The sequence below is a fragment of the Streptomyces axinellae genome (genome assembly GCF_039532135.1).
Lineage (GTDB): Bacteria > Actinomycetota > Actinomycetes > Streptomycetales > Streptomycetaceae > Streptomyces > Streptomyces axinellae.
This window is the reverse complement of sequence record NZ_BAAARJ010000020.1, coordinates 85,719-100,535: the sequence shown is the minus strand read 5'-3', so window position 1 is coordinate 100,535 and position 14,817 is coordinate 85,719. Positions and strand designations below refer to the sequence as shown.

Genomic DNA, 14,817 nt, shown 5'->3' with positions numbered 1-14,817 from the left:
GACGGCCCCCGGGAGGGGCCGGTGACGAGACGGGCCGGGCGTCATCCGCCCTGGCCGTGCCGCCGCTCGTACTCCCTGACCTGCTCGATGTCGATCATGCTCGTGTCGAACAGGCTGGTCTCGTCGAGCTGCCCCTGGGCCTGCGGCGTCTGCTGGTAGTGCTGGTGCTGCTGCGACTGCTGAGGCTGCTGGGTGTAGTAGCCGGCCTGCTGCTGACCGTAGGCGTAAGGATCGCTCTGCTGCTGACCGTGCCGGCCGTAGTACGCGTCCTGATAGCCGGTGTCCTGGTACACGTCCTGCTGGACGTAGCCGTACGGATCGTGCTGCTGACCGTAGGCGGGCTGCTGCGCGTAGTACGGGTCCGCGGCGGGCGGCGGGTCCTGGGGCTGGGCGGGGATGTGTGCCGGCTGGGCGGGCCGGGAGGGGGCCTGCGGCTGCTGGGGCAGGCGGGGCTGGTCCTGGGCGGGGGCGTACCCCTGGGGCTGGGCCTGCGCCGCGTCGTCCGTGTGGGCGAGGCCGGCGAGGAAGTCGGCGTCGCTGGTGTGCACGGCGAAACCGTCCGCGCCGTCCTGCGCGGCCATGTGGGCCGCCAGTTCGTCGGTGGGCTCGTGGCCGCGCAGCTTCAGCCGGCCGCGCCCCACCGCCTCCAGCGTCTTGGCGAGCACGGCCGATACGGAGCCCAGCCGGGCCTCGACGTACTGATCGGCCCGCAGTTGCAGTTCGCGGGGGTCGGCGGAGCGCTCGGGGGCGTCCTGCGCGTACTGCTCGTTCCACTCCTCGGCGCCCGGACCGCTGCCCAGCAGTTTCTCCCGGCCGCGGTCCACGGAGCCGATGGTCTTGCTGAGGACGGCCTCGAAGTTGGCGAGCTTGCTGTCGACGTAGTCCTCGGCCTCGGCGCGGGTCTCGGCGGCTTCCCGGCGCGCTTCGGCGAGGATGCGGTCGGCCTCTTCCTGCGCGTGGCGGGCCACTTCGGTGCCGGAGACGAGAGAGCCGCGCTCGGCCTGGGCCGAGTCGATGATGCGCTGGGCCTCCTGGTGCGCCTCGGCCACCACCTGTTCACGGTCGCCGAGGACCTCGCGCGCCTGGGCGAGCGAGCTGGGCAGGGCCTCGCGCACTTCGTCCAGCATGGCGAGCAGTTCGGCCCTGTTGACCACACAGGAGGCGGACATGGGCATCGAGCGCGCGCCGCCGACGGTCGCCACGATCTCGTCGAGTTTCTGCTGTACGTCCACGAAGGTGACTGTACGGCCAGTGGGCGCAAGGCCGTTACCCGTTGCCCAACCTGGCAGGTCAGGGCTTGGTGAGCCGTTCGGTCAGCGCCGCGTACACGGGCTCCGGCACCAGGTGGGAGACGTCGCCGCCCCAGGTGGCGACCTCCTTGACCAGGCTGGAGGACAGGAAGCTGTAGGTGGGGTTGGTCGGCACGAAGAGGGTCTCCACGCCGGAGAGGCCGTTGTTCATCTGGGCCATCTGCAACTCGTAGTCGAAGTCGCTGACCGCGCGCAGGCCCTTGACGATGGCGGGGATCTCCCGCTCCTTGCAGAAGTCCACCAGCAGGCCGTGGAAGGCTTCCACGCGTACGTTCCCGAAGCTCTCGGTGACCTCGCGGATGAGGTCCATGCGCTCGTCCACGGTGAAGAGGCCGCGCTTGGACTTGTTGATCATCACGGCGACGTGGACCGTGTCGTACAGCTTGGAAGCGCGGGCGATGATGTCGAGGTGTCCATTGGTGATGGGGTCGAAGGACCCCGGACAGACTGCGCGACGCACTGGCTCTTCCTCGCTCTCCGGACGGCGGGCCCGGGGACCGGCCCCGGATGACCTCAGCATGACGCGGGCTCGGTCTCCCGCGCGGCGGCGCGACCGTACCAAAGCGTTCCCTCGCCGTAGCGGCGGGACCTGAGCCCCTCGAAACCCTCCGGCCAGCGGAAATCGCCGCCCCTGGTGCTGCGTTCCACGGTGGCGAGAGCGTCCTCGGCGAGCCAGCCCCGTGCACGGAGTGTGAGCAGGATCTCCCGAAGATCATCATCGGAGACCGCGTACGGAGGATCGAGGAAGACCAGGTCGTAGGGGCTTTGCGGCGGGTCGCCCGCGATCGTCTGGGCCGCCTTGCCCGCGCGGATCTCCGCCCCGGGGAGGCCGACCGCGCGCGCGTTGTCCTTGATGACGCGCACGGCACACGGCTCCGCCTCGACGAGCAGGACGTGCGCCGCGCCGCGCGAAAGCGCCTCCAGGCCGACGGCGCCCGAGCCCGCGTACAGGTCCAGCACTCTGGCGCCCTGCCAGGCGGCGGCCCCGCCGAGCTGGGACTCCCAGCTGGAGAAGAGCCCCTCGCGGGCCCGGTCCGAGGTGGGGCGGGTGCCGGTGCCCGGCGGCACGGCCAGGCGCCTGCCGCCGGCGGCTCCGGCGATCACGCGGGTCATGGTGGTGGGGGCCCTTCGGGACGAGGGGTGTGGGCGGTGCGGGGTGGAGGGCGTGGGCTCCGCAGGGCGCGGGGCCGGCTCCGGGGGCTGCCGGTGTCCGGAGCGTGCGTGTCGGACGTCTGCCCCTGCTCGGACTTCTGCCCCGGAACGAGGATCCCATGGCCTCGGGGTGCCCGTTGCCGGTGAAGCGCGCCCGTTCACCGTCCGGGCGCGGGGCAGCCGCCATGGGCCCGGCCCGAAGGTCAGCCGGCCGGCCTGCCGATGCCTTCGCGCCCGCAGGTCCGCAGCACGCTCTTCAGGACGTCCGGGAACCGCTGCACCGCCTCCTTCCGCAGCGAGACGAAACAGCGCGTGCCCTCCAGTCGGTGCCAGGTCGGTCCGGCCTCCCGGAGGGTCTTCATATGATGGCTCAGGTCGAAGGGCCGGCCCCGGCCTGGAAGTCCTCGCGCGGATGCTCCGCGTGGTCGGCGAGCACCGCCGTGATCCGCAGCCGCACGGGATCGCCCAGGGCCGAGAGGACCTGGGCGAGGGGGATGTCCTGCGGGTCGGAGTGGTGCAGCTTGCGGGGCATGGAACCAGCCTACCCTTAATTCGATATTCGACGATCATCGATGCATGGTCCAGGTAGCCAGGAGAATCGGAGAAGACAAGGGACTTCCTGGTACAACTCAACACCTCCCGTGCCTACGAGCTACCGGCGGAAGACCGCAAGGCGCTGCTCGAACGAGAGCGCGTGCGGGGCCGTGAACTGATGGCCGAAGGGGTGCTGCGGCACTTCTGGCGGCTGCCCGGCAAGCGCGCCGACCTCGGCATCTGGACCGTCGCGGACGCGCTGGAGGAGGCGCTGGAGAGCCTGCCGGTCAGGCCCTACGCCGATATCGACGTGACCCCCCTGGCCACCCACCCGATGACGGCGCGGGTCAGGTCCGGGCGGAACTGACCCGCTCGCCAGGGCATCCGGCTGTGACGGCCCGCCGGAGCCGGTCGGCGCCCGAGCGGTCGGCGCCCGAGCGGTCGGGGCTCCGAGTGGTCTGGCCCTGAGTGGTCTGGCCCTGAGTGATCGGGGCCCGAGCGGGCCGGAGATCCGGCCGGAGCGGCCACGGCCCCGGTGGGAGAGCCGGCGCGGAGGGCGGCTCAGCCCTTGTCGAGGTATTCCTCCCGCTCCTCGTCCAGCAGCGCCTCCAGGGCGGTGCGCAGCTCCGGATGCTCTGTCAGGTCGGGGTCGGCGGCGACCAGTGCGCCGGCCTCGTCCCGTGCCTCGGCGATGATGTCCTCGTCCTCGATGACGGCGAGCATCCGGAGCGAGGAGCGCACCCCGGACTGGGCCTGGCCCAGCACATCGCCCTCGCGGCGCTGCTCCAGGTCGATGCGGGACAGCTCGAAGCCGTCCAGCGTCGCGGCCACCGCCTCCAGGCGGGCCCGTGCGGGGCTCGCCTCGGGCATCTCCGTCACCAGCAGGCACAGGCCGGGGGCCGAGCCGCGGCCGACACGTCCGCGCAGCTGGTGCAGCTGGGAGACGCCGAAGCGGTCGGCGTCCATGATGACCATGCCGGTGGCGTTGGGGACGTTGACGCCGACTTCGATCACCGTCGTCGCCACGAGCACATCCACCTCGCCCGCGGCGAAGCGGCGCATCACCTCGTCCTTGGCGTCGGGGTGCATCCGGCCGTGCAGCGGTTCGACTCGCAGGCCGCCGAGCGGCCCGGCCGTGAGCTGCTGGGCGATGTCGAGGACGGCCAGCGGCGGACGCTTCTCCTCCGCGTCGGCCCCGCCGCCCTCGTCCTCGCCGCTCCCCCCGCCTGCCCCGCCCGCCTCCTCCGGAGCGCGGGAGGACGGCCTCTTCGCGCTCTTCGCAGGCTGCTCCTCCTCGTCGCCGATGCGCGGGCACACGACGTACGCCTGGTGTCCGGCCTCGGCCTCCTCCCGTACGCGTTCCCAGGTGCGGGCCAGGAAGTGCGGCTTGTCCTTCGCGGGCACCACGTGGGTGGAGATGGGAGAGCGGCCGGCCGGGAGCTGGTCGAGCACCGAGGTCTCCAGATCGCCGAAGACGGTCATGGCGACCGTCCTGGGAATCGGGGTCGCGGTCATCACCAGCAGGTGGGGCGGCTGCGCGCCTTTGGAGCGCAGCGCGTCGCGCTGCTCGACCCCGAAGCGGTGCTGTTCGTCGACGACGACGAGGCCCAGGTCGTGGAACTTCACCTTGTCCTCGATCAGGGCGTGGGTGCCCACGACGATGCCGGCCTCCCCCGTCACCAGGTCCAGCAGGGCCTGACGGCGCTGGGCCGTGCTCATCGAACCGGTGAGCAGCACGACCTTGGTGCCCTGCTCGGCCCCGCCCAGCGCCCGCCCGTCACCCACCACCGCCCTTCGTTCGAGACGCTTCGCGTCGCTGTGATGACCGGCCAGCTCCCCCATCATCTCCGTGATGGAACGGTGGTGCTGCTGGGCCAGCACCTCGGTGGGCGCGAGCATCGCGGCCTGGCCGCCCGCGTCAACGGTGGCCAGCATCGCGCGCAGCGCCACCAGCGTCTTGCCCGAGCCGACCTCGCCCTGGAGCAGGCGGTGCATGGGGTGTTCGGTGGCCAGGTCGGCGAAGATCTCGCGGCTGACCTCGCGCTGCCCGTCGGTGAGCGTGAAGGGCAGCCGCTCGTCGAAGGCGTCCAGCAGCCCGCCGGGCACGGGGAGACGGGGTGCGGCGGGCAGTTCCGTCTCCTTGGCGCGGCGCCGGGCGAGCGCGACCTGGAGGACGAACGCCTCGTCCCACTTGAGGCGGGCGCGCGCCTGGGCGATGTCCGCCTTGGTGCGCGGCCGGTGGATCTTCTCGAACGCCTCGGGGAGCGGGATGAGGGCACGCTCCTCGCGCAGCGCGATGGGCAGCGGGTCGGCGAGGCCGCGCCATCCGGTGGCCTGGAGCGCGTTCAAGACCGTGGCGACGGACTGCTCGATGCTCCAGGACGAGAGCTGTTTGCACGCCGGATACAGCGGCAGCAGTTCGGCGGCGAACTGCTCGACCGTATCCGCGCCGCTCTCCTCGTCGAGCAGCTTGTAGTCCGGGTGGGACAGCTGGAGCTTGCGGTTGAATACGCCGACCTTGCCGGCGAACATCCCCCGCCTGCCGGGCAGCAGTTCACGCTGGTGGTAGTGCACGGAACGGCCGAAGAAGACGATCTGGAGGCGACCGCTGCCGTCGGTGAGGGTGACCTCCAGGCGCTGGCCCTTGCCCCGGTTGAACTTGTGCACGCGGGCGTCGGCGATCCGCGCGACGACCGTGACGTGCTCGTCCAGCGGCAGCTCGGCCAGCCGCGTCAGCTCGCCGCGCTCGGCATACCTGCGCGGGTAGTGATGCAGCAGGTCGCCGACCGTGCGCAGGCCGAGGTGTTCGGACATCACCTTGGCCGTGTTGCCGCCGAGCAGCGCCTTCAGCGGCTCCTGGAGGGGTTCGGTACGCGTGATTTCTGGCGAGGGCACGGCACCATCCTGCCGGACGCCTCTGACACCGGCGGCGCGATATGGGGCGACCCTCCGGAAGTCCCGTATCCAGGGCGGTCGGTCTATTCGACACCGACGAGCAGGGGGGAGGTCTGCTGCCGTCCCTCGTAGACGAGTGTGTCCACGGCCAGATGCGAGCCGCGCACGTACGCCTCCAGCCCGGCGGCCAGCCCCCGCGGAGCGTCCTCTCCCAGTACGAGGGTGACCAGTTCCCCGCCGGCGGCGAGCATCCGGACGAGCACGTCCATGGCCACCTGCCCGACATCGGTGCCGATCACGGCGACATCGCCCTCCACCAGTCCGAGCACGTCCCCGGCCTGGCAGATCCCCGCCGTCGTCCACGACTCGCGTGCCGCGACGGTCACTTCGCCGTAGCGGGTGGCTCCGGCCGCGGAGGTCATGGCCACCACGTCCTCGTCGAAGCGGCGCTCCGGCTCGTGCACGGCCAGCGCCGCCAGGCCCTGGACGGCGGACCGGGTGGGGATGACGGTGGCGCGCACGCCGCGGGCACGGGCGGCGTCCGCCGCGCGCGCCGCCGCTGCCTGGAACTCGGTGCCGTTGGGCAGCAGGACAGCCTCGGCGGCGCCCGTCGCCCGTACCGCGTCGAGCAGCTCGTCGCCCCGGGTGGCATCGGCGGCGGGGACCACGGCCGCGCCCGCCTCCTGGCACAGCCCGGCCAGCCCCTCCCCCGGTACGACGGCCACAACGGCCCGCGCGCCAGAGGGCTCCGATGCCCCGCGTGCGGCCCCGCCCGCCTCGCGGGCCGCGGCGCGCTCACCCGCCGGACCGCTCTCCTCCGTCCCGCGCTCTCCCGTGCAGGGCAGGTGCGCGATCCGGATCCGGTACGGGCGCCCTGCCGCAAGGCCCGCCTCCACCGCGGCGCCCGCGTCGGTGACATGGACGTGGACGCTCCACAGCCCCTCGCCCCCGCCGATCACCAGGGAGTCACCGAGCGCGTCGAGCCGTTCGCGGAGCGCGTCGATGCTCGCGGCGTCCTCGGTCTCGATGAGATACATCACCTCGAACTCAGGGCCCTCTTCGGCCGCGCACTCCACGGCCGTGCCCGGATCCCGGCGGGCTCCCGCGTCCGGGACCGGCCCCCCGGCGGGCGCCCCGAGTGCCTCTGTGAGCGCGGCCAGCAAGGCCGTCAGGCCGAGCGCGCCCGCGTCCACGACCCCCGCGCGCGAAAGCGGGGCGAGCTGCGCGGGGGTGGCGGCCAGTGCCTCGCGGGCCGCTGCCGCCGGGTCGCGGTCCGCCTCGGCCGCCTCGGCCGCTGCCGCCGCCACCGTGAGCATCGTTCCCTCGACGGGGCGCGCGACGGCGGCGTACGCGGCCTCCGCGCCCCGCCGCAGCGCGCGAGCCAGGAGACGCGCCCGCACGGGCTCTTCCCCTGCCGGCGTCCCCGGCGACGGCGACTTCGGGGACGTCTCCGAAGTCGGGGAGGTCGGGGATGTCTCCGCCAGCCCCCGCGCCATGCCGCGCAGGTATTCGGCGAGGATCGTCCCGGAGTTGCCCCGCGCCTCCAGCAGCGCGGCCCGCGCCATCGCACGCAGCACCCGGGAGGCTTCGGTGGTCCCGGCGGGTGCGGCGACTCCGGCCGCCCGCCCCGCACCGCCTTCTGCCTCCGGACCGGCCGCGCCCTCCGCCCCGGCGCCCGCCGCCCGGGCAGCGGCTTCGAAGGTGAGGGAGAGGTTCGTTCCGGTGTCGCCGTCCGCGACGGGGAAGACGTTGATCGCGTCCATTCGGGCACACTCGGCCAGGAGCGCCTCCCTGCCCAGTGCGCACCATCTGCGTACCGCGGCGGCGTCGAGCGGTTGCGGCACGTGCGGGACCTCCTCCGGGCGGCGGCGATGCGGGAAGGCTAGTCCCGAAGGGGAGGGAAGCCCAGGTCGGGGGCGGGGTGACGGGGCCTGGTTTCGCTGTTCGAGACCGTCCGTTGTATGCTGCTCCGGTTGCCTGATCCGGTATCCCTCCCGAGGGTCCGGAAGGTGACAATCCCCCTGGCAGTGCCGGTCATCTCTTGATCCTGCGTCGCCGGGATTCACCGTACGTGCATCTGAAGTCTTTGGAGTGACCCGTGGCTGCGAACTGCGACGTCTGCGGCAAGGGGCCGGAGTTCGGCAACAACATCTCCCACTCGCACCGCCGCACCCGCCGTCGCTGGAACCCGAACATCCAGCGCGTGCGTGCCGTGGTCGGCGGGACGCCGAAGCGCCTCAACGCCTGCACCTCGTGCATCAAGGCCGGCAAGGTCTCGCGCTGACGTCATCGACGTATCGCAGCGCGGCCACCTCGCCGACCGCCGGACGGAAAACCGGCCCGCCACCCGCGGGCCGGTTTTTTCATGCCCGCGTCTTTTGACCGCGCCCTTTGGCTCGCCCGCACCCTTTGGCTTGCGCCCTCCCCCGTTGGCCGGCCCGCACCCTTTGGCTTGCGCCCTCCCCCGTTGGCCGGCCCGGACCCTCAGCGCAGCCGCCACCCGTGATCCACGGGCCCCAGCCCGGCGCCCAGCGGGAATCCGGCGGCGATGGCTCCGGTGGTGTACTCCTTGGCCGCCCGCGCGGCCTCCGGCACCGGCAGCCCCTTGGCCAGGTGTGAGGCCAGTGCGCTCGCCAGCGTGCAGCCGGTGCCGTGGGTGTGGCGGTTGTCGTGGCGCGGGGCGCGCAGCCAGTGCTCCTCCGTACCGTCCGTGAGCAGGTCCACGGCCTCGCCCGGCAGGTGGCCCCCCTTGATCAGCGCCCAGCGCGGCCCGTAGGAGAGCACGGCGTCCGCCGCCTGGCGCAGCCCCGCCTCGTCCCGCGCGTGGACGCCGGTCAGCTGGGCCACCTCGTCCAGATTGGGGGTGGCGACGGTGGCGACCGGCAGCAGCTTGGAGCGCACCGCGTCCACGGCCTCGGCGGCGAGCAGTGCGTCCCCGTGCTTGGAGACCCCGACGGGATCGACCACCACGGGTGCCGGAGTCGTGCCGAGCAGTTCGGCGACGGTCTCGACGAGTTCGGAGGAAGCGAGCATTCCGGTCTTGACGGCCTGCACCCCGATGTCGTCCACCACACTGCGGTACTGCGCCCGGACCGCCTCGGCGGGCAGTTCCCAATAGCCCTGGACGCCCAGGGAGTTCTGCGCCGTCACCGCGGCGATCACGCTCATACCGTGGGTGCCCAGGGCCAGCATCGTCTTGAGGTCGGCCTGGATACCGGCGCCGCCGCCGGAGTCGGATCCGGCGACGGTCAGCACGAGGGGCGGTCGGCCGGGGCGGATGTGCGGTGCGTCCATGGCCTCGACGGTACGCCCCGGCGGTATTCAGCCTTCGGGGTCGTCCGAGAAGTGGTCCCAGCCGCTCGCCTTGTCCCAGGTGACGCCGTCCACGGTGACCTGCGGCAGGGCCGAGGGCGCGAGCACCTCGCCGATGACGCGCCAGCGCGCGGGGAGCTTCTGGTCCGCGGGGAAGGTGGCCACGATCGCGTGGTCCTCTCCCCCGGTGAGCACCCACTGGAGCGGGTCGATGCCGACGGCCTGCCCGATGTCGGACATCTGCGCGGGCACATCGAGGTCGGCGGAGCGGATGTTGATGCGCACCTTGCTGGCCTCGGCGATGTGACCGAGGTCTGCCACGAGCCCGTCGCTGACGTCGGTCATCGCCGTGGCGCCGAGTCCGGCCGCCGCGGGGCCCGCGTGGTACGGGGGTTCGGGGCGGCGGTGTGCCTCGACGAAGGCGCGGGGCGAGCGGAAGCCGCGCGTGAGCACCGCGTGCCCGGCGGCCGACCAGCCGAGCCAGCCGGTGACCGCGACCAGGTCCCCGGCGCCGGCGCCGGCGCGGGTGACCGGTTCCTTGTTGCGCAGGTCGCCGAGCGCGGTGATGGAGACGGCGATGCTGTCGCCGCGCACCACGTCGCCGCCGACCACGGCCGCCGCAGCGACCTGGGCCTCGTCGCGGATCCCGTCCATCAGTTCGGTGGGCCAGTTCGCGGGCAGTTCGGCGGGCACGATGAGGCCGAGCAGCAGCGCGGTGGGCACGGCGCCCATGGCGGCGATGTCGGCGAGGTTCTGCGCGGCGGCCTTGCGGCCCACGTCGTAGGCGGTGGACCAGTCCCGGCGGAAATGGCGTCCTTCGAGGAGGATGTCGGTGCTGGCGACGACCCGCCGGTCGGGGGCCGCGACCACGGCCGCGTCGTCGCCGGGTCCCACGCGCACCGCGGGAGTGGTGGTGAGCCGGGAGGTCAGCTCCCGGATCAGGCCGAACTCGCCCAGCTCCCCCACGGTGCCCCTCCCCCGCCCCTGGGCGTGCCCGTGAGGGACCTCCGCGCCCGGTGACTCGGACGCGGTGCCGCCCTTCAGATCCCGCATTTGCTCTGCCCCTTCGTTCACTTCAGTCACTTCGCTCGTCATGCGTCACTCGCCCCCGCACCGTCCCCGGTACGCCCCGCGACGCTCCCCCGTTCTTCCCGCCGGGCTCGCCGCCCTGCGGGACTCCCGGCGGGCAGGGGGACGCGGTACGGTGGCGTCTCTTCTCGCCCCGCATGATCCTCGTGACCCCCTGGGAGGTTCCGTGGTACAGGCGTACGTCTTGATCCAGACAGAGGTCGGCAAGGCTTCGACCGTTGCCGAGATCGTCTCCAAGATCCCCGGCGTGATCCAGGCCGAGGATGTAACGGGTCCATACGATGTGATCGTGCGGGCCCAGGCGGACACGATGGATGACCTCGGTCGCATGGTGGTCGCCAAAGTCCAGCAAGTGGACGGCATCACCCGCACTCTGACCTGCCCCATCGTCCATCTCTGAGCCCCCCGTATGCTCGCCCGGTGAGCATTCGACGCCGGTCCTCCACTCGTACCGATCCCCCTGTACCCGCCGTTACCGTCGTCGTGTCCGCTCTCTTGGCGCTGCTGGCGACAGCGTCCTGCTCCTTCACGGGCGACAGCGCGGGCCCCGCGGTTCCCAGCCCCTCGGGCAGGGCGGCCAAGGTGTGCCGGGCGCTCCACGACGCGCTGCCGAAGCGGGTGGACGGCCGGCGGTCCGGGGCCACGGAGCCCGAGTCCGACTACACCGCCGTGTGGGGCGATCCGGCCATCGAACTGCGCTGCGGGGTCGCCAAGCCCGCCAAGCTCACTCCCGGGAACGAAGAGTACAACCCCACGTCCGACGCGGCGGAGGTCAACGGGGTTTCCTGGCTGACCGAACAGCGCGAGGGCGGCTACCGCTTCACCACCACCGACCGGGTCGCGTACGTGGAGGTGACCGTGCCCGACGACTACGCGCCGGAGGTCAATCCGCTCACGGATCTCAGCGGCGCCGTCAAGCGTGCGGTGCCGAAGCGGAACGAGGGCTGACCCGGGGGCCGGACGACGGAGCCCGGAGCGAGCCGGGCCCGTCGGTGCGCGAGTCCGCACCACCGGCCACGGCGCGTGCGGGGGGAGAACCGGTCCTGCGGCGAGGCGCTCAGCGCAGCCCTGTCCGCCGGTTCAGCGCCGCCTGGATGAGGCGGTCGACGAGTTCGGGATAGCTGACGCCGCTCTCCTGCCACATGCGCGGATACATCGAGATGGGAGTGAAGCCCGGCATCGTGTTGATCTCGTTGATGACGAACTCGCCGTCCCCGCACAGGAAGAAATCGGCCCGGACGAGTCCCTCGCAGGAGGCCGCCTCGAAGGCGCGTACGGAAAGCTCGCGCACCCGCGCCGTCTGCTCCTCGGTGAGCGGGGCGGGGACGAGACCGGAGGCCGAGTCGATGTACTTGGTCTCGAAGTCGTAGAAGCCGTGTTCGCCGGCCGGCGGGATCTCGGCGGGCACGCTCGCGCGCGGCCCCTCCTCGAACTCCAGCACCCCGCACTCGATCTCCCGGCCGCGCAGCAGTGCTTCGACGATGACCTTCGGATCGTACCGCCGGGCCTTCTCGAACGCCTCGTCGATCCCGCCGATGCCCGCGACCTTGGAGATGCCCACGGAGGAGCCGGCGCGCGCGGGCTTCACGAAGACGGGCCAGCCGTGCTCGCCCCCGAAGTCCACGACCTTCTTGCGGACCGCCGAGGGATCCACCTCCCACTCGCGGGGGCGGACGGTGAGATAGGGGCCGACGGGCAGGCCGAAGGAGGTCAGGATCCGCTTCATGTACTCCTTGTCCATGCCGACGGCCGAGGCCAGCACGCCCGCGCCGACGTAGGGGACCCCGGACATCTCCAGCAGGCCCTGGATCGTGCCGTCCTCGCCGAAGGGGCCGTGCAGCACGGGGAAGACGACATCGACCTCGCCGAGCGCCTTCGGCACCTGGCCCGGTTCGGTGTGCACGACCTCCCGGCTCTCGGGCGAGACGGGCAGCAGCACCCCCCCGGTGTCGGACTCGGACAGGTCCTCCACGCTCGGCAGCCTGCGATCCTCGATCGCCATCCGGGCCGGATCATCGACCGCCAGCGCCCAGCGGCCGTCCGCCGTGATGCCGATGGGCAACACCTCGTACTTGGCGCGGTCGATGGCACCGAGCACGGAGCCCGCGGTGAGGACGGAGATCGCGTGCTCCGAGTTGCGTCCGCCGAAGACGACGGCGACCCGGGGCTTCGGAGTGGGGCTGTGGCTGCTCATAACGCTCGGACTGTACCGGTCAATCCGGACATCACGGAGATACACGCCACGTGCGGCATTATTCGGACTTCAGGCTGATCCGGGTCCTGTCGGCGGGGAGCCGAGGGACTGCGGGCCGTGCCGGTTCCATGCCGATAACGATGCCCTCGAACGGTCCGGCCAGGTCGGACGCTCAGGTTCCCGGACAGCCGCGCCCGTTCGGACCTCGGGTCCGGCCCGTTCGAACGCTCAGGCCCGCCGGGACGGCCGGACTCGTTCGAACGCTCAGGCCCGCTCGGGCTTGGCGCTGCGCGACATGAGTTCCTTGAGCGCGACATGCGGCGGCTTGCCGTCGTGGACGATGCCGACGACGGTCTCGGTGATGGGCATCTCCACGCCGTGCCTGCGCGCCAGGTCCAGCACGGACTCGCAGGACTTGACGCCCTCGGCCGTCTGCTTCGTGACCGCGATCGTCTCCTGAAGCGTCATGCCACGGCCCAGGTTGGTGCCGAAGGTGTGGTTGCGCGACAGCGGCGAGGAGCAGGTGGCGACCAGGTCGCCCATCCCGGCCAGCCCCGCGAAGGTGTGGGCCTCGGCCCCCATGGCGAGACCGAGCCGGGTGGTCTCGGCAAGGCCCCGGGTGATCAGCGACGCCTTGGAGTTGTCGCCCAGGCCCATCCCGTCGGCGATGCCCACGGCGAGCGCGATGACGTTCTTGACGGCGCCGCCCAGCTCACAGCCGACCACATCGGTGCTGGTGTAGGGCCGGAAGTACGGGGTGTGGCAGGCGCTCTGCAAGGCGCGCGCCGCATCCTCGTCGGCGCAGGCCGCGACGGCGGCGGCCGGCTGCCGGGCGGCGATCTCGCGGGCGAGGTTGGGCCCCGTCAGCACGGCGACCTTCCCGGCCGCGGCGGGCGCCCCGGCGCCGGAGGGGATCCGGGCGACCTCTTCGATGACCTCGCTCATGCGCTTGGCCGTGCCCAGTTCCACCCCCTTCATCAGTGAGACCAGCACGGTGCCCGGGTGCAGCAGGGGTGCCCACTCCTCCAGGTTGCCGCGCAGCGTCTGGGAGGGGACGGACAAGACGGTGAACTCCGCGTCCCGCGCGGCCTCGGCGGGGTCCGTGGTGGCGCGTACGGCCTCGGGGAGTTCGGTGTCGGGGTGGTAGGCGGGGTTGCGGCGCGTGGTGTTGACCGCCTCGACGACTTCGGCCCGGCGCCCCCACAAAGTCACCTCACAGCCGGCGTCGGCGAGCACCATCGCGAAGGCGGTGCCCCAGGAGCCGGTGCCGAATACGGCGGCTTTCCTCACGCGTTCTTCTCTCCCTCCGCCGCCTCGGCCCCGGCCGGTGCCTGGTCGGGCTGCGTGTGCTGGTGCTGCTGCGTGTGCTGGCGCTGTGGCCGCGCGGGCCGCGTGGCGCGCTCGTCGCGCCGGGTGGCGCCGGCGCGCTCACGTCTGTGGAGCGCGGCCTGGCGCGGGTCGTAGCGCTCGGCCGGTACGGGCTCCCCGCGGATACCGGCGAGCTGCTCGGTGACGGCGTCCATCATGACGTCGGTGACCTGGCGGAGGACGTCGGCGGTGGGTTCGCGGTCGTAGAAGTCCGACAGATCGACGGCGGGACCGGCCTGCACGGTCAGGGTCTTGCGGGGGAAGAGCCGCAGCCTCTTCTCCTTGGCGTAGGGCGGCATCGCGAGGTTGGCGCCCCACTGGGCGACGGGGATGACCGGGGCCCTGGTCAGCAGCGCGACACGGGCCGCACCGGTCTTGCCCGGCATCGGCCACATCGCTGGATCGCGGGTGAGGGTGCCCTCGGGATAGAAGGCCACGCACTCCCCCTTCTCGATGGCCTCGACGGCGGCGCGGAAGGCGCCCACGGCGTCGGTGGACTCGCGGTAGACGGGAATCTGTCCGGTACCGCGCATCACGGCGCCCACAAAGCCGCCTTTGAACAGCCCCACCTTGGCCAGGAAGCGGGGCACCCGGCCGGTGTTGTACTGGTAGTGCGCATAGGAGAGCGGGTCGAGATACGAGTTGTGATTGACGACGGTGATAAACCCGCCGTCGGCCGGAATATGTTCCATTCCGCGCCAGTCCCGCTTGAAGAGCAGCACAAGTGGTGGTTTCGCCAATACCGCTGCCAAGCGGTACCAGAAGCCGATCTTCCTGGGTTTCTGGTCACTGCCCCGCATTGCTCGCCCCCTTTTGGTCTGCTTTCCCGGCCGGCGGGCCGGTGGTTGTTACCGGAGCAGACGCAACATGGCGGGACACCCGGACACCATCTCCTCTGGGGGCGAATCGACAACCGCACAAGTGTCGCTGCGTAGTGCCTCTGTGTCGAGCACACTGTCCGCC

General features: G+C 72.1%; 16 protein-coding genes. 4 read left to right on the top strand and 12 right to left on the bottom strand.

What is annotated here, in order from left to right:
• Positions 1-41: 41 nt before the first annotated feature.
• The 5 genes from ABD339_RS26790 to ABD339_RS26770 all read right to left on the bottom strand — a co-directional run bounded on the left by ABD339_RS26790 (position 42) and on the right by ABD339_RS26770 (position 2,994).
• Entirely contained in the window at positions 42-1,232 is a 1,191-nt protein-coding gene (locus ABD339_RS26790) for an ATP synthase subunit B family protein (protein WP_344569455.1), read from the bottom strand.
• Positions 1,233-1,290: 58 nt separating this feature from the next.
• Positions 1,291-1,770: a pantetheine-phosphate adenylyltransferase gene (coaD, locus tag ABD339_RS26785; protein WP_344569454.1), complete on the bottom strand. Its 480-nt coding sequence runs from the start codon at positions 1,768-1,770 to the stop codon at positions 1,291-1,293.
• 53 nt (positions 1,771-1,823) lie between these two features.
• Entirely contained in the window at positions 1,824-2,423 is a 600-nt protein-coding gene (gene rsmD / locus ABD339_RS26780; protein ID WP_344569453.1) for a 16S rRNA (guanine(966)-N(2))-methyltransferase RsmD, read from the bottom strand.
• Between the two features lie 242 nt (positions 2,424-2,665).
• Complete coding sequence (locus ABD339_RS26775) at positions 2,666-2,824, bottom strand: hypothetical protein (protein WP_344569451.1); 159 nt, start codon at positions 2,822-2,824, stop codon at positions 2,666-2,668.
• 8 nt (positions 2,825-2,832) lie between these two features.
• Positions 2,833-2,994 (bottom strand): helix-turn-helix transcriptional regulator, encoded by a 162-nt coding sequence (locus tag ABD339_RS26770; RefSeq protein ID WP_344569449.1) that lies wholly within the window; start codon positions 2,992-2,994, stop codon positions 2,833-2,835.
• 87 nt (positions 2,995-3,081) lie between these two features.
• Between ABD339_RS26770 and ABD339_RS26765 the strand changes: the two genes are divergently transcribed.
• Positions 3,082-3,363, top strand: a complete 282-nt coding sequence (locus ABD339_RS26765; RefSeq protein WP_344569560.1) for a muconolactone Delta-isomerase family protein — start codon at positions 3,082-3,084, stop codon at positions 3,361-3,363.
• Positions 3,364-3,557: 194 nt separating this feature from the next.
• On the opposite strand, the gene recG is transcribed toward ABD339_RS26765, so the two are convergent.
• Entirely contained in the window at positions 3,558-5,810 is a 2,253-nt protein-coding gene (gene recG, locus ABD339_RS26760; protein WP_425576107.1) for an ATP-dependent DNA helicase RecG, read from the bottom strand.
• A gap of 164 nt (positions 5,811-5,974) precedes the next feature.
• Positions 5,975-7,735 (bottom strand): DAK2 domain-containing protein, encoded by a 1,761-nt coding sequence (locus tag ABD339_RS26755; RefSeq protein WP_344569446.1) that lies wholly within the window; start codon positions 7,733-7,735, stop codon positions 5,975-5,977.
• Between the two features lie 254 nt (positions 7,736-7,989).
• On the opposite strand from ABD339_RS26755, the gene rpmB reads away from it, so the two are divergent.
• Positions 7,990-8,175: a 50S ribosomal protein L28 gene (gene rpmB / locus ABD339_RS26750; protein ID WP_016470082.1), complete on the top strand. Its 186-nt coding sequence runs from the start codon at positions 7,990-7,992 to the stop codon at positions 8,173-8,175.
• Between the two features lie 200 nt (positions 8,176-8,375).
• On the opposite strand, the gene thiD is transcribed toward rpmB, so the two are convergent.
• Positions 8,376-9,185 (bottom strand): bifunctional hydroxymethylpyrimidine kinase/phosphomethylpyrimidine kinase, encoded by an 810-nt coding sequence (gene thiD, locus ABD339_RS26745; RefSeq protein ID WP_344569444.1) that lies wholly within the window; start codon positions 9,183-9,185, stop codon positions 8,376-8,378.
• A 27-nt stretch (positions 9,186-9,212) separates the two neighbouring features.
• Positions 9,213-10,256, bottom strand: coding sequence for a thiamine-phosphate kinase (locus ABD339_RS26740; RefSeq protein WP_344569442.1), 1,044 nt, complete (start codon positions 10,254-10,256; stop codon positions 9,213-9,215).
• Between the two features lie 202 nt (positions 10,257-10,458).
• On the opposite strand from ABD339_RS26740, the gene ABD339_RS26735 reads away from it, so the two are divergent.
• Both ABD339_RS26735 and ABD339_RS26730 read left to right on the top strand, forming a co-directional pair.
• Positions 10,459-10,692, top strand: a complete 234-nt coding sequence (locus tag ABD339_RS26735) for an Lrp/AsnC family transcriptional regulator (protein ID WP_326687722.1) — start codon at positions 10,459-10,461, stop codon at positions 10,690-10,692.
• Positions 10,693-10,775: 83 nt separating this feature from the next.
• Positions 10,776-11,240 carry a DUF3515 domain-containing protein gene (locus tag ABD339_RS26730; RefSeq protein ID WP_344569439.1) on the top strand — a complete coding sequence of 155 codons (465 nt, stop codon included), beginning with the start codon at positions 10,776-10,778 and terminating at the stop codon, positions 11,238-11,240.
• Between the two features lie 109 nt (positions 11,241-11,349).
• On the opposite strand, the gene ABD339_RS26725 is transcribed toward ABD339_RS26730, so the two are convergent.
• The 3 genes from ABD339_RS26725 to ABD339_RS26715 form a co-directional block, all read right to left on the bottom strand.
• Positions 11,350-12,486 carry a D-alanine--D-alanine ligase family protein gene (locus tag ABD339_RS26725; RefSeq protein WP_344569437.1) on the bottom strand — a complete coding sequence of 379 codons (1,137 nt, stop codon included), beginning with the start codon at positions 12,484-12,486 and terminating at the stop codon, positions 11,350-11,352.
• Positions 12,487-12,750: 264 nt separating this feature from the next.
• A complete protein-coding gene (locus tag ABD339_RS26720; protein ID WP_344569435.1) occupies positions 12,751-13,776 on the bottom strand; it encodes an NAD(P)H-dependent glycerol-3-phosphate dehydrogenase in 1,026 nt (341 codons plus the stop codon).
• Positions 13,773-14,654, bottom strand: a complete 882-nt coding sequence (locus tag ABD339_RS26715) for a lysophospholipid acyltransferase family protein (RefSeq protein WP_344569433.1) — start codon at positions 14,652-14,654, stop codon at positions 13,773-13,775. Before ABD339_RS26715 ends, ABD339_RS26720 begins: the two co-directional genes overlap by 4 nt.
• Positions 14,655-14,817: the final 163 nt, after the last annotated feature.